This window comes from Terrisporobacter mayombei (assembly GCF_020748465.1).
Classification (GTDB): Bacteria; Bacillota; Clostridia; order Peptostreptococcales; family Peptostreptococcaceae; genus Terrisporobacter; species Terrisporobacter mayombei.
In genome coordinates this window covers 147397-161952 of the sequence record NZ_JAHZMP010000002.1, presented here as the reverse complement: position 1 = coordinate 161952, position 14556 = coordinate 147397, and the positions used below count along the sequence as shown (strand labels likewise).

The 14556-nt window shown below is 26.5% G+C and carries 11 protein-coding genes and 2 CRISPR repeat arrays (1 of these 13 only partly in view); all 11 genes read right to left on the bottom strand.

Features of this window, described 5'->3' with window-relative positions:
- A CRISPR array of direct repeats spans window positions 1-786; the repeat unit is 37 nt; unit sequence GTTTCAATCCTTGTTTTAATGGAACTTACACTTATAC (it extends 1040 nt beyond the left edge of the window).
- A gap of 187 nt (window positions 787-973) precedes the next feature.
- Window positions 974-1585, bottom strand: a complete 612-nt coding sequence (gene cas4 / locus K0039_RS07020) for a CRISPR-associated protein Cas4 (RefSeq protein ID WP_228104344.1) — start codon at window positions 1583-1585, stop codon at window positions 974-976.
- Window positions 1560-1850, bottom strand: coding sequence for a CRISPR-associated endonuclease Cas2 (gene cas2 / locus K0039_RS07015; protein ID WP_228104343.1), 291 nt, complete (start codon window positions 1848-1850; stop codon window positions 1560-1562). Before cas2 ends, cas4 begins: the two co-directional genes overlap by 26 nt.
- A gap of 1 nt (window position 1851) precedes the next feature.
- Complete coding sequence (gene cas1 / locus K0039_RS07010) at window positions 1852-2838, bottom strand: CRISPR-associated endonuclease Cas1 (protein WP_228104342.1); 987 nt, start codon at window positions 2836-2838, stop codon at window positions 1852-1854.
- A 2-nt stretch (window positions 2839-2840) separates the two neighbouring features.
- Window positions 2841-3494 carry a CRISPR-associated endonuclease Cas6 gene (locus K0039_RS07005; protein WP_228104341.1) on the bottom strand — a complete coding sequence of 218 codons (654 nt, stop codon included), beginning with the start codon at window positions 3492-3494 and terminating at the stop codon, window positions 2841-2843.
- A gap of 13 nt (window positions 3495-3507) precedes the next feature.
- Window positions 3508-5817: a CRISPR-associated helicase Cas3' gene (gene cas3 / locus K0039_RS07000; RefSeq protein WP_228104340.1), complete on the bottom strand. Its 2310-nt coding sequence runs from the start codon at window positions 5815-5817 to the stop codon at window positions 3508-3510.
- Entirely contained in the window at window positions 5795-6493 is a 699-nt protein-coding gene (gene cas5b, locus K0039_RS06995; RefSeq protein ID WP_228104339.1) for a type I-B CRISPR-associated protein Cas5b, read from the bottom strand. The genes cas3 and cas5b overlap by 23 nt, the downstream gene beginning before the upstream one ends.
- A 17-nt stretch (window positions 6494-6510) precedes the next feature.
- Window positions 6511-7419, bottom strand: a complete 909-nt coding sequence (gene cas7b, locus K0039_RS06990) for a type I-B CRISPR-associated protein Cas7/Csh2 (RefSeq protein ID WP_228104338.1) — start codon at window positions 7417-7419, stop codon at window positions 6511-6513.
- Window positions 7409-9280, bottom strand: coding sequence for a TIGR02556 family CRISPR-associated protein (locus K0039_RS06985; protein WP_228104337.1), 1872 nt, complete (start codon window positions 9278-9280; stop codon window positions 7409-7411). The genes cas7b and K0039_RS06985 overlap by 11 nt, the downstream gene beginning before the upstream one ends.
- Window positions 9281-9573: 293 nt before the next feature.
- Window positions 9574-10426: direct repeats of the CRISPR family, unit length 37 nt; unit sequence GTTTCAATCCTTGTTTTAATGGAAGTTGCTCTTTTAC.
- Window positions 10427-10793: 367 nt separating this feature from the next.
- Window positions 10794-12173 (bottom strand): TIGR02221 family CRISPR-associated protein, encoded by a 1380-nt coding sequence (csx2, locus tag K0039_RS06980; protein WP_228104336.1) that lies wholly within the window; start codon window positions 12171-12173, stop codon window positions 10794-10796.
- A 14-nt stretch (window positions 12174-12187) separates the two neighbouring features.
- Complete coding sequence (csx20, locus tag K0039_RS06975) at window positions 12188-12583, bottom strand: CRISPR-associated protein Csx20 (RefSeq protein WP_228104335.1); 396 nt, start codon at window positions 12581-12583, stop codon at window positions 12188-12190.
- Window positions 12583-14556, bottom strand: coding sequence for a TIGR03986 family type III CRISPR-associated RAMP protein (locus K0039_RS06970; RefSeq protein WP_228104334.1), 1974 nt, complete (start codon window positions 14554-14556; stop codon window positions 12583-12585). Before K0039_RS06970 ends, csx20 begins: the two co-directional genes overlap by 1 nt.

The following is a 14556-nucleotide window of genomic DNA, read 5'->3' as shown; positions in this document are numbered from 1 at the left end:
AGATTTAGCGTTTCAATCCTTGTTTTAATGGAACTTACACTTATACACATGGAAACAAAAAGTAAATAATTCATGGAACAAATTGTTTCAATCCTTGTTTTAATGGAACTTACACTTATACATATATAAGGAGAGTGGTATATTGTTTAAGGTATTAGTTTCAATCCTTGTTTTAATGGAACTTACACTTATACCAGTAAACGTATATCCTGTTTTTGTTGCAAAATCACAGTGTTTCAATCCTTGTTTTAATGGAACTTACACTTATACAAATTCTGGTATGTTCAAGATGGAAATAGACATGAATGTTTCAATCCTTGTTTTAATGGAACTTACACTTATACAAAATAAGACAAGAAAGAAATGAAAAAGTAAGAGAATGTTTCAATCCTTGTTTTAATGGAACTTACACTTATACTGCCTGCGAACCATCTTTTTTAAACTGTTTAACAATGTTTCAATCCTTGTTTTAATGGAACTTACACTTATACTTCTTTTACATAGTCGTTTTTACGTTCTGCTATTATGTTTCAATCCTTGTTTTAATGGAACTTACACTTATACACGACTCTTGTCTTAACGCTTCTTCATCATCTACCATGTTTCAATCCTTGTTTTAATGGAACTTACACTTATACTTCTTTAGCTAAGATAACTAGACGTTCTTTAGTTGAGAGTTTCAATCCTTGTTTTAATGGAACTTACACTTATACACTATCCAAATAGAGGACAAATCAGAAAAGACATTTGTTTCAATCCTTGTTTTAATGGAACTTACACTTATACTCGTTCAATCCTAACCTATTGAAATTACAGCTATCTAGAGATAGGTTAAATTTTACGACTTAAAAAAACTCGTACAAAAATAGCTCAAAATCCAATTTTTTCTCTAATAACACCTAGTTATACCACTGTAATTCCAATAGGTACACCATTATCACTTCAAATTCACTAATAATTTTCCAATAACAAATTATTTAATACATATATTTTTATAGCAACAATCAATACACCTAGATTTAGAAGAAGTTGCCTTTGGAAAGTATCCCTTTACTACTTTAAAATATTCATTTATATTCTTTTTTAATTTTTCTAAATCATTTTCATTTATTTCTATCCCTTTTACTAAATTTTTACTCCTAGAATAAACTATAAAACTCTTATTCACTTCACAATTGTACATTTCTTTTATCATCAACGAATATAACAGCATTTGACTTCTATACGTCTTATAAATAACCTCATCATATTTTGCAAATTTATAATCTAGTGGCGCCATAGATCCATCTTCCAATGTTACTACTTCATCTACTATACCTTTAATTTTAAACTTTTCTGAATATAAATCAACATCTATTTTTTTATCAACTACACCCAGTTTCTTTCTTAAATATTGTTTATTTTGAGTTTCTTTTTTCTCATGTACTTCTTTTCCCTTTTGAACCTTAAATCTTCTTTCTTCAAACTGAGGAATATCCAAGCTTTTCATATAATATATAAATCTTTTACAGTATAAAAACTCTATCATATCAGATGGTGTTATATAATATTCAAATTCATCAAAAGAATTTTGAGATGATTTCATCTGTTACCAACTCCTTATCAAAAACTTGTCCAATAAGTCCTGCTTGGCTCAAACCTTTTTTGCTCATTGGAAAAACATACACAGAATCATTTTCTAAGTCTATTATATCTTCCATTTTTAATTTCAATTCATCAAAGTCATTTTCCTCTATTTCACCTAAAAAAACACTTTTCTGAACTCTATATAAACCTGTATTTTTGCATACTTTAATGGCTTTTCTTCTTATTTTATCACTTGAAATATCGTATATAACCCACGCGAGCATATTACTCAGCCTCCTTCAAAATTCTATTGGCTATGTTATGGCAGTCATATTGAATAATATTTTGAAGTTCTATCTTTCGACCTTTGTATGTTATTTTCTTTTCCATTTCTTCGTTATATTTTCCAATTAGCACTTCTTTGCCCGATTTATTCAAATACAATCCACCTTCAACTTTATCAAAATAATCTTTTTTTATTTTTTTAGTAGTAAATAGCTTAAAAACAATCTGATCTATATAAATCCTATACATTTCAATTAAATCAAAGACAAATGCTTGTCTATTATAATTGTCCACGTGCATTATTCCTATAAATGGATCAAGTCCTGCAAGAATACAAGCTCTCTCAACATTGGAGTACATTATTCCATAACCATAATTAAGCATACAGTTGAACTCATCTTGTGCTGGATTTTTGCTTCTTCCCTTAAATTTAAACGTTTCTGGCATAAGTTCCGACAGCTTTGCAAAATATAAACGACTTGCAGTACCTTCATATCCCTGCAATGAGTTTCTAATATCTTTTATATTTGTATTGTTATCTATGTAATCTACCTTCTTAATTAATTCTTTTATTTTACTAGTAGTTTCCTTTATATTGTCTTTTCTTTCATCTCTTCTGTTCATGGCAAGGTAATTCAAAAAATCCACTTGATTATTCATCTTCTGGCATAAAAATTCCTTAACAAGAGTAGTTCCCATCTTATTAGTTTCCAGATCTAACTGCTTTTTCCTAATGGTGTTTATACTCCCCATTTTTGAGTGCCATACTCTTCCAAAGGGCGCTCCGTATTTTTTAAGAAATACTATGTCTATGTTATTTTCTACTGCTAGTTCTATGGCATCTGTAGATAGTGCAGCTGCAGTAGTAATTAAAATTTGTTCCACTTTTTTAGCTGCTATTTCTTGTTTATTTTTATCTTTTTTAACACAAAAACATTCGCCTACTTTTGTTAAATATACGCCTTCTGAGTTTACTACTAATTTCAACGTTATCTCACCCTCTTTATAGTTCCAAATCCTTTCGATACATTTTTTCCTATTCCGAAATAATCTGGTATATTAAAGTTAACTTTAAACTCTCCCACAAATCCTATATGCTTTATATCTTTTATATTAACCTGAATTTTATCTAAATTAATCCAACACTTAACTTTATCCTCTACTGTATAATTTAATCCCTTTGACATGGAAATAATATTACCTATTAGAATTTTTTTTAAGATTTCTTCTTGGTCCATTTCGTTTGAATTTATATAGTTATTAACATTTTTTTGATTTAGTGCAATCCAAGGAGATAAAAATTTATATTTTATATAATCCTTTGTCACTCCATATTCATCATTACTTATAGATATCTTCTTCTCAAAAGTATTAATTGATTTTTCTCCGATAACAAGTTCATCATCTTTAAAGCCTATATTAGTTATAACATTAGCCCCTTCATCAATTCCTAAAATAATTGGCTTCTCATTTATTACTTTATACTGAACCTTTGGATATCTATAAATAAATTTATCATCTTTATGATTATGTAAAATATCCAATTCTTCATATTTATTACCCAAGTATCCTCTCATCTTTTCACTATCTCTTTGTTTCATTTTTACATTTAGTAATTCTAATCTACATACATTTAAATCCATTGTCTTTTCTCTCCTAAAAAATTAAACTCGCTTCTTCTTTAGTCTTGTATCCAAAGTTTTCATCATAAGCATTTTCCAATTGATACTTAGATACAAATCCCATATCATTTTCCATATTTTCTTTACATTTATTTTTAAATATGGAAATCACATATTTATAGAAATCACCTTTTATACTTTCTAATTTATCTTTCTTCTCAAAATTATCTTCTATCTTTAAATAGTCTAAATATTTATTCCATACTTGTGAAGCATTTTCATCAACTTCTATAAATAGTTGAACTTTGTTTTGATCTTCTATTAATTTAAAAAGTTTTGAGACTTCCTCAAACTCTAATTCATATATATTATTTTGTAGTTCATTTGAACGAGTATCTGATTTGTTTTTATTTAACTCCTTAAAATATAATTCACTTATATCTTTATAGTCTTCTTCATAAATAATTTCTTTACCTTTTAATACATTTTCTGTAGCTTGTAATAATATATCATCTTTATAGACATATTTTGACATAAGCTTATTGTTATTTTTTATTTTGACTATATATACTTCTCCCAAGTACTCTCCCCTGTCTTCTCGATTAGAACGTCCTGCACTTTGGTTAATTGAATCCAGTGGTGCTATATCCCTAATTACCACATCCATGTCAATATCCACACCAGCTTCTACCATCTGAGTACTTATTACAATACTTTTCGTATTTTTATCTTTTATTTTTTCTATTCTTTCCAATCTTGTTTTTGGTATTATGCTAGTAGACAAATATATTAACTCCCTCAAGTCTTCATCATCTTTATTATCATTTATATATTCAAATAGTTCTTGAGATAATTTTACTGTATTAACTGTAATTAAAATGTTTTTATCTATCTTTTCATTAATAATATTATCTACAAATTGAAAAAACTCATCTTTATCAATTTTCTCCTGTATATGTATCATCTTTGTTCTTTTACATTGTTTAAAATAGTAATCCGATTTACTAGCTAATTCTTTAACCTCATCTTTATTAAATATTAATGGTTGAGTCGCCGTTATAAAGATGAAATATACATTAAGAATATTAACTATTTCTTTACATAACATATTAATTATTTTCCAATATTTATAAGGTATTGACTGTACCTCATCCAGCAAAATAACTGCGTTTGATAAAGTATTAAATTTTATTAAATCACTATTCCTATTAGAAAACAACGAATTAAATAACTGTATAAATGTTGTTACTACTATTTGAGAGTTCCAATTATGTGTTAAAAATCTACCCTCTTCACCTTCATAGTATAATTTTTCATCTTTATAATTATTTGCTGATAAGTAGTGATGCTTTAATATATCAGCAGATTTGACCTCATCTACTTGCTTTATTTCTCTTATTGCACTCTTATAGTCTTTATAGTTTTGGTCTATTACAGATGTAAAAGGCAGACAATAAATAATTTTCATATCATTATTTATTTTATCTTTTAGTTTTAATGCTGCTGACATACAAGCATAAGTTTTACCACTACCTGTTGGAAGTGTTATTGACATAATTCTGTCATCAGATTTTGAAATATTATTGATTACATCTTTATAGACTATCTCTCTAAAATTATCTTCTTTTGGAGGGCCAAACTTTTTTAGTTTATAATCATCTATAAGTGTCACCGGCAAATCATACTCAATATTATTTTCTTTTCTAAATATGGCATGTTCTTTGTCTGCATAAATAAGAATAGAAAATAGATACCTAACTAAAATATATATCTCAAAGTCATTATTTTCATCCAAGTTATCGTTATACTCATCAATCTCTTCTTCTATTTCATCTATAGTATCCTTAAACTCTTCTTTTGATAAACAATGTAAATTCAATTCATTACAAATTATCTTTATTTCCTCATCTAATACATCATATTGTTTAAGTAGTTTTTTTCTTTCTAGTTTTTCTATATACATGTAGTCTTTAAAGTTTTTTAACCTGCCATGATGAGATACTACTGCCATATAAATAATTATAGCTAAATTTTTATCATAATCTTTCAAGTTAAAATAAGCAAATATGGCTGATAAATGAGCATGGCTTTTTAAGTCACTTGAATTATTATTTAAATATTCCTCTGAATTTTTTAGATACTCTTGAAAATACTTTGTGCCTTTGCCAAGGTCATGGCAATATCCCATGACCTTAGCTATATATTTTATAGTTTTTTTATCATATGTAAAATTAATGTTTTTATTATTAATTAATTTATAACATCTATTCCCTACGAATTTTAGGTGTTGTATTAAACTTACGCCCGAATGAGATTCTAATTTATAAGAATACAATTTTCTCACCTCTATCTCCTAAATAATAATCTATATTACATTTTATAGGTTGTCCACATCTTTCTAATAAAACTTTTGTATATTCAGTCACTATTCTTTCATTGTTCATTTCATTTTGCATAGTATCCTTAAAATACTCTTTTTTATTTTCAAACTCTATCTTAATTTCTTCATCAAATTTTATAACTGTATCTATATAAGTAAAATCATCGTTGCTGATATGCTTTAAATTAATTTCACCTTTATATTTATACTCAGCTATAAACTCACTAAGCCCCAATGACAAAGTATAATAATTTTTATTTTCTTCTAAATATAATTTAACTTTGTTGTATATGTTTTCACATCTATGAGAAAAATATATTCGATAATTTGGGCTCTTAAGTAATTCGTATGTTACCTGTGTCCTATTATTAATTTTGCTATACATTTTCGCTGTTTTAGTATCAATTAAATTTATGGATAGTCGTGTTTTATTGATTGGACTTAGGATTTGTATAGCGATATTTGCATCTTCTCTCTTAAAATAATTCAAATATTCTTCTTTATCTAATCCTATCAAAGCGCCTATTATTCCACATACAGAGGTTCTTGGAGGTATGGAAAAAGTTAACGGAGATGAAGTAGTATAGAATTTTCTAAAATGACCATAATCACCTTTTATGTCAAAGACTAAAGCTTTCATACTATATCACCTCACTATTATAAGTTTAATTTCTTTACCTTTACCCCTATTAGAATATCTTTTAATTCTTTAATTTGATTATTATTTGATAATTTAAATTCATTATCAATTAAGTATTCTATATTTTCTATTTTTTCTTTATTTTTTTCCATATATTGAGCTAGTACACTCAAATCCAAATCATAGTCCTTGGGGCTTCTTATACATTCATCATCAACTTTTTTATTCAGTTTTACTTTATTTAATAATCCACCTATATGGAAATTCTCGTCTTTATAATTAATTTTAAGTAGCAATCTTGGAAGTTGACCAACTTTACTTCTTGATATAAGATTTTTCGTTCCATTCCAAATGGCTTCTATTAATTCATCTACATCGTTTTCATTTAGATTTGTTTTTTGTGCAGCATGTTCATTAATTATTCCATAAAAACCTATTAAACTATATGGCAATATATATTCTTCTCTAAAAGTTTTATTAGATTTATCTGCACCTGATGCAAAAGCACCTGTTCCTCTTATTCTTCTAAGTATCACCTTATGAAGTGATCTTCCCATATTAAATTGTACAGGACCAGTAAATGTTACTGAATCTTTATTAAGAGGTATTGTTCCACCAAATAATCTAACATCTATACATTTTTCCAGTACATTTTTACTAACTTCATCTTTAGTTTTTCCAAAATCACTTGCTCTACCTTTTCCATCTTGAACTTTTCCTTTGTCATCCTTTTTCTCTATAACAAATATTTCTTCATTTTTATAATCGTGAAGATAATCTCTTATGGTTCTTTTGAGTCTTACATCTGTGACTATATTTATAGATGTTTCTTCATCAATTCTTGGTTTATTTGAATCAAGTGGATCTCCATTAGGATTGTTATCAACTATATCATATAAAAACAACAACTCACTTCTATTCTTCATCTTGTTCTTCCTCCTCTTTCTTAATTAAGTTGAATTTTTTAGCCATATTCATTCCCATTGAAAAATAAAAAGGTATATCCAAGTTTGATAAATCATTTAGTTCATTACTATCAATTAAATATTCCGCTGCATATGATAATTCATCATTGTAGTATTCTTTTTTATATTCCATAAATTTGTTTTGAATTTTAGGAAGCAATCTACATATATCTTTTTTAGATAAATTAAGACCCTTTAGCTGATCTATAAAAGGTTTACGTCCACCTTCTTTTTTAGCTTGTATATTAATCAATTTCTTACTAAGATAACCGACCATAAATACTGCTTTTTTAGAATTTATATTAAAGAATGCTTGGTTACTATTAAAAAAATCTTCAAATACCTCTTTCTTACTATTAAACTCTTCAATATTCCAAGATTCACGTTCCATATTTTCAACTCCTTCTATACTCTTATCTTTGAACTTTTCAATTTTATATAGATAATAAATAAATATATATGCTCTTAGAGTAGCTGTAAAATAGTTATCTTCACCTTTAACAAATTCGTCTTTTTCTTCTTTTATAAAAGCTTCTTTTAATTTAGTATTTATAAATGATATGAGGAAATTATACTCAATTTTTTCAGATCCTATAATCTTGTCCACTATATCTAAAAAATATCTATTATGGGTTTTGCTGGTAAAAATAATATTTAAATATGAAAAATTAGCTAAGTAGTAATATTCATTGAAAAAGTTCATGCTCTCTATGTCTTTCCATGTAGAATATAATTTTTTAAATGTGGATGGATAAACATCTTCAATATTAAGGACAATATTAAGTGCACTATTATTTTCTTCAATAAACATCAAATCAAAAGTCATGTTATTATCTTCATTTCCTAATATTCTAAAAATCTTATTCTCAAGTTTATCTTCGCTATTTAACATGTTATGACCAGATTTGTCTTGTTCCTTCTTAAATATTCTTCCATATTTATGAAGTATTTCTTCTAGTTGATTATTATACATTAGCTTTGGGATAAGATAAAATCGTCTTCCATAGAATGATAATAGAAGGTTTTCATCTAAATATAACTTGCCAAGTTCCAATTTCACTGCACAATCTCTACATAAAGGATAGTTCCTCCATGATTTTTCATAATCAAAACCACCACTTATATACCCTGGCTTGTCTATTGTATAAAATGTAAAAGGGCTAGCTAATCCAAAAACTTCTTTTTTCTTATGGCACATGGAACAATTCTTATCTTCTGATTTGGAGTTTTTATTATTAGTCTTGCTGTAATAAAATTTTTCTATTGGTACTTCTCTTATTCTATTTTTAAATACTTGAAAATCACCAACATAAATTTCATCGTCATTACTTTCTATTACTACTGTCAGCAAGTAATATCTTTCTTTTGTAGGTGTTTCACTAAATTTCTTGTTTATTTCTTCTAAAATTTCTTTATTATCTTTTAACAGATTGTAAATTTTATTTAGCAATTTTATCTCATCAAATATATAGTTTTCTCCACCTTCAGATTTATTTTTTAAATAGTCTATCCCATCTTTTATACCGGCTACTACTTTTTTAGGATATGTTTTTTCGGGTGTCGTAATTTTAGCGGTAGGTGTAATATCTGTACCATTGGGTGAACCTGCTCTGTACAAATATTTAAACTTTAGCTTACTATCATATTCTCTTTTATTTATTTTATCAAAAGTTAGATTATAATCTGAATATTTTAATCTAATTTCTAGTACCTTGTTATATTTACCTCTAGCATTAGCATTCTCTGTAAATATATCTAGTAACTTGTCATTTGAAGTAACTGCTTTGTATTTTATGCTACCTATACTTTTAATAGCTTCCATAGTTCACCTCCTATTTATTATTTATTAATATTATGTCTGCTTTTTTTCTAAATATTCTTTAATATTATCTATTTATATATAAAAGCAGTATTTTTTAAATTCTGTATATTTTGCAAACATTGTGGAGATACCTCTATTAGAAAAATACATTTAACAAGTTTTGAAATATATTATCTATGTATACTATTAATTCCACAAAAACAAGGAAAAAGGAGCTTTTCAGCTCCTTTTTTAGTTAATATATTTAATATTGTATAATTATATTACCCAATCATACTTAGAACACTTTGGGCATTTCAATCCTTGTTTTAATGGAAGTTGCTCTTTTACTAATACAAAAGGGAAACAAGACTTATATAACATTAGAGTTTCAATCCTTGTTTTAATGGAAGTTGCTCTTTTACATATCGTGAATTTCAAAAGAAATAGCTTCTTCAGATTTGTTTCAATCCTTGTTTTAATGGAAGTTGCTCTTTTACAACAGATTTATCAGTTAGAAAGAGAAAATAAAGAGCTGTTTCAATCCTTGTTTTAATGGAAGTTGCTCTTTTACGAATGTTTTGGCAGAACATTCCACATTTTTTATTATCACGTTTCAATCCTTGTTTTAATGGAAGTTGCTCTTTTACACTTAGTTTTGACAGGTATTAATTATAATAAAGATGTGTTTCAATCCTTGTTTTAATGGAAGTTGCTCTTTTACTCAATTAGAAAGTGTTCAGTATGCCCAATTATCAATAGTTTCAATCCTTGTTTTAATGGAAGTTGCTCTTTTACTCCGAAAACAAAAGTTACTAATAAATATGCAGGTACGTTTCAATCCTTGTTTTAATGGAAGTTGCTCTTTTACAAGTTGTAGCACAACCTAAGACTACAAAGAAAAATACGTTTCAATCCTTGTTTTAATGGAAGTTGCTCTTTTACTACCAAATGGGAAGTATCATGGGTTATGGATAGAACTGTTTCAATCCTTGTTTTAATGGAAGTTGCTCTTTTACGCTATTAATGATAAACAGAATATAATAATTGGACAGTGTTTCAATCCTTGTTTTAATGGAAGTTGCTCTTTTACGTATTCTTAGGTGCATTACTTGTAGCTACAAAACAGAGTTTCAATCCTTGTTTTAATGGAAGTTGCTCTTTTACTCGTCCAACCTTTAGCCATTGAAATTGCTTAATTTCAGCTACCAATTATTTTTTCACTTTAGAAATCCAACACTAAAATCCTTCTAAAAACGTAATTTTTCGTGTATTAACAATACCCTCAAGTATAGTATTCGCAATAGTTGTATTATTATAATATTAAATTTCAAAATAATTTTGTAGTAACAAAACCTAAATATATAAGTAATACAATTATCACTTATTAATAATATCATTTATCTATATGATTTTTCAATATTTTCATTTTTACAAAATATAAAATTATATTTTTATATCACTATTACTAACAGATATTATGAAAACCTTCAAGAAAATTATTAACTATGTAATTTTCTTGAAGGTTTTTAATTTATATAGTGTAACTTTTTGATAATCTTTCTTCTTTTATAATCCATTCTTTAAAAGAATAATAACTATTTTCAACATACTGCTTTAATTGGGTATAATCTCTAGATGCTGTATCTGAATTACTTTCATAAAATGAATACCCAAAATGATTAATATCATTTCTCATAATACCAAGTTTATATACTAGTTTAGCAAGCTCTTTTCGTAAATTTCCATTTATATATTTACTAGATAAATTTTTATTTTCATTATATATTTTGTTATATATTTTCTTTACATATGCTCTATCTTCTCTATTATTGTAATCATAATCTTCTAGAATACACATATAGCTTATCATTGTTTCCAAAAGAGCTGTATAGGCCTGTTGTATAAGGTTGTTATCAAGGCTCCACTTAACAATTGCCAATCCAGTATTAATAATATCTTCTCTATCTTCAACTGGTTCAAAATCTTTAATTACATCTTTAATATTCCCTATAATATGTTCTAGTGGCTTCATTGTAGTTTTGTCACTTATCATATATTTATTTAAATTATCATTTAACTTCCCATATGCTACACTTATGGAATTTTTTTGAGTACTTGAATTAACATTACGTCCTCTGCATGTAGATATAGTATTAGTAAAGTCATTTAAACTATTTACAAGATTTTTTATTAGGTCTCTATCCTCTTTATAGTACTCTTTATTGTTGCCATTGTTTAGAACTTCATTGGCAAATTGCTTTATATGATCACTATTGCCATACTTGACAAAACTATCAACTGCTTGAGACCATTCTAGTATTTCATCAAATTGTATAAGATTCATTATTGGTTTTTCATTATTAGCAAATTCAGGATTATTATATCCTTCATTACGATACTCATAGTTTCCATAATAAATTCCTCTTACTTTTATATTTTTTAAAGATTTTGCATAATTAAGTATGGTAAGAGCTAAAATTGGTATATATCTAAAAGCATGTGTAATATCAAATATTATTTCATCTCCGTCTTTTATTTGATTAATAATAGTATCGAAGTTTTCCCATATTTCACTCATACTATTTCCATCTTTTATATCCACTTCTTTCATACCAAATTTATGATTATGTCTTAATAAATCATGTTTTAGTCCTTTTCTATGTTCATAAGTATTTGTATTTGGTATTTTATTTGACTTGTTTTCTAGCCAATTTTCTTTTTTTGCCCAATCAGTCAAAAATATTACTACTTCATCTTCTTCTGTCCAATTTCTGCAGAACATTTCTGTTAAAGCTTCTTGAATAAAATATGTATTACATGCTCTTATATTATCTTTAGGTATATCCGCACATTTATAAACACATTTTTTGTAATATCCTCCACCTAAAAAACTAAATAACTTCTTTGACATTTACCTTTCCCCCATTATTTAACATATATTTCATATTTTCTAAAACCTTGATGAGAGAATATTCTATTTGTAATAATTTTTTCTCCATCCTTATGCTCTAATACTTGTCTTTTACTTGTTGAGTATACAGGAATTAAATCTTTTTTAAAACAATAATCAACAATATAAAATGTTGCACCAAATTCGCCTTGAACGAGTATAAAGTCATTTTTATTGGACACTTTTTCTATCCAATTAATCACTAAATCAAGTTTAGTTAAATCTAAACTTGATTTTGGATTAATATTTGCCCATATTTCTTTAATATTTGTATCAGCTTCTACTATTCTATTTATATTGAATGTTTTATAAGCATCTTCTATTTGAAAATCTGTTATATCATGTGACATAAGTACGATTAGCTTTTTCATTATTTTTCCTCTACTACTTCATAGACTTCAGGTAATAATCGATACTCTTTTGTAAATTCAGGCAATGTCATATATTTTGTGTACTCATTGGAAATTAATACTTCCTTTGAATCTAAGTAGTCATTTATTTCATCTATTTCTTCAAATAATTTATTATATATTCTCTTGGTGTGATATTCTTCGATAAAATCCATATATTTATATTTATAGTATTTAATATCTTCTATTTTTTTATAGTTATTATCAAAAGATAAAAACTTATTTTCTATGTTTTCTAGATACAAGTCTATCTTATTAAAATTAACTCTACCTAAGCCAAATGCTTTAGCCATGCCTATATTTTCTCTGCAATTTTCGTTATACTTTATTGAAATAAGTAATAATCCCAATTCATCATTCGTAAGATTTTGGAAATATATTTTTCCTATAAATTTATTTCCTTCTTTTACTACATTTCTTAAATTTGATGTAATATCGCTTGAAGTATCTAAAGATATTTTGTTTATATCCACATTTTCTTTGTGATGCCAATAAAATTTATATCCTCTTGCTACTGGTTTTGGATTAGAGCTATAAGTATTTATTTCCTTTTTCTTCACCACTTTATATTGATCTAAATATAAGTTGTAACAAGAAGACTTTGGCGATGCTAAATTAAAATATTTAACTTCTTTTATAGTTTTAGGATTTTTACAAACAGCATCCATAAAAGAAACCCTACCCTTAAAATTATTTTTTATATTCTTAAGAGGTGAATTTAAAATTTTATCAACTGTATATCCATACAATGCATTTGCATAGTCTATACCAGGAGTATACTCTGTATTTATACAATCTCTAACAGAGTTATTATAGAAAATTCTAAGATAAGGACTTCTTCCGAAATATGCTACTTTATTATCTTTGACAATATAGAAAAATGGTTTAGGATTTTCTACTACATTGTTTTTGTGTTTTTCTCCTGGTAATAAGTAGTACTCTGAGTTTTTTCTTTGTTTATTAGTTTCACAGTCATTCTTATAAGCTATAATTTCTCTCGAATCTATTTCTATAGGTTTACTATTTTCATCTATTTCATTAATAATATAATGCTTATTTTTGCTACCTAGATGATTGTTGTTGCAAAGTATTCCCTTATACCTACAATTATTATTTACTGATACTTCTTTAAAATTATTCTCTGAATCTATATTAAAAGTAATATTAGTTGAATAAGGTTTATAGTTTCTGTTAAGATTATATTTATTTCTCGCAAATCTATCCCAGTCTTTTCCACTTTTCCCTTTATAGTTTAATAGCTCTTTTGTATACATATATTGAACCTTATTTTCTGGTAAATTATTTTGTCTTAATTTACGCTCACCAATTGGAAAGAAGGTTTTATTATTTATTTTTTTTGCCTCGTATAAGAAGTATTTATTTCCCACTTTTTTAATATATCCAGCTTTTACAACTGTCTCTATACTTTTACCTCTTTCAACCTTTATAATATCCTTGTACTGTTGACTAGAAGTATCTGCCGATGCAAATTTTCTGTATAAAAATAGTCTATCTTCTATAAATTCAGGATATGAAAAACTCAATATTTCAGTATTCGATCTTACAACACCTTTCATTGAACTACCTGGAACACTTATATTATTATCACTATTTCTAAAAAAATCTACTATATTGTTGTCCTTACTTTTTTCATCTCCAACAAAAATAGGTGTTTCATTTACAAACTCATAATCTAGATATCCTGTATTTAAAGATTTATTATATTTATCGTATTTTGGTAAGTCTTCACAACTTTTATACCTTATATATACTTCTTCTGGGAATCTAATAAAGTTAAATGGCGCAGTTGCTGGTTTATCACTTATATTAGGGTTGTTATTACTATTTGATTTATTATTTCTATTTTTATTATAATTGTTATTTTTACCACTTTCGTTAAAGTTTCCATGGTTTTTATTTTTAGTAGGTTGCAT

Coding starts and splice junctions, on each gene's coding strand:
- csx2 (WP_228104336.1), bottom strand. CDS start 12,173: ATGTCAAAGAAGTTATTTAGTTTTTTAGGTGGAGGATATTACAAAAAA.
- cas5b (WP_228104339.1), bottom strand. CDS start 6,493: ATGAAAGCTTTAGTCTTTGACATAAAAGGTGATTATGGTCATTTTAGA.
- cas2 (WP_228104343.1), bottom strand. CDS start 1,850: ATGCTCGCGTGGGTTATATACGATATTTCAAGTGATAAAATAAGAAGA.
- K0039_RS07005 (WP_228104341.1), bottom strand. CDS start 3,494: ATGGATTTAAATGTATGTAGATTAGAATTACTAAATGTAAAAATGAAA.
- cas7b (WP_228104338.1), bottom strand. CDS start 7,419: ATGAAGAATAGAAGTGAGTTGTTGTTTTTATATGATATAGTTGATAAC.
- csx20 (WP_228104335.1), bottom strand. CDS start 12,583: ATGAAAAAGCTAATCGTACTTATGTCACATGATATAACAGATTTTCAA.
- K0039_RS06970 (WP_228104334.1), bottom strand. CDS start 14,556: ATGCAACCTACTAAAAATAAAAACCATGGAAACTTTAACGAAAGTGGT.
- K0039_RS06985 (WP_228104337.1), bottom strand. CDS start 9,280: ATGGAAGCTATTAAAAGTATAGGTAGCATAAAATACAAAGCAGTTACT.
- cas4 (WP_228104344.1), bottom strand. CDS start 1,585: ATGAAATCATCTCAAAATTCTTTTGATGAATTTGAATATTATATAACA.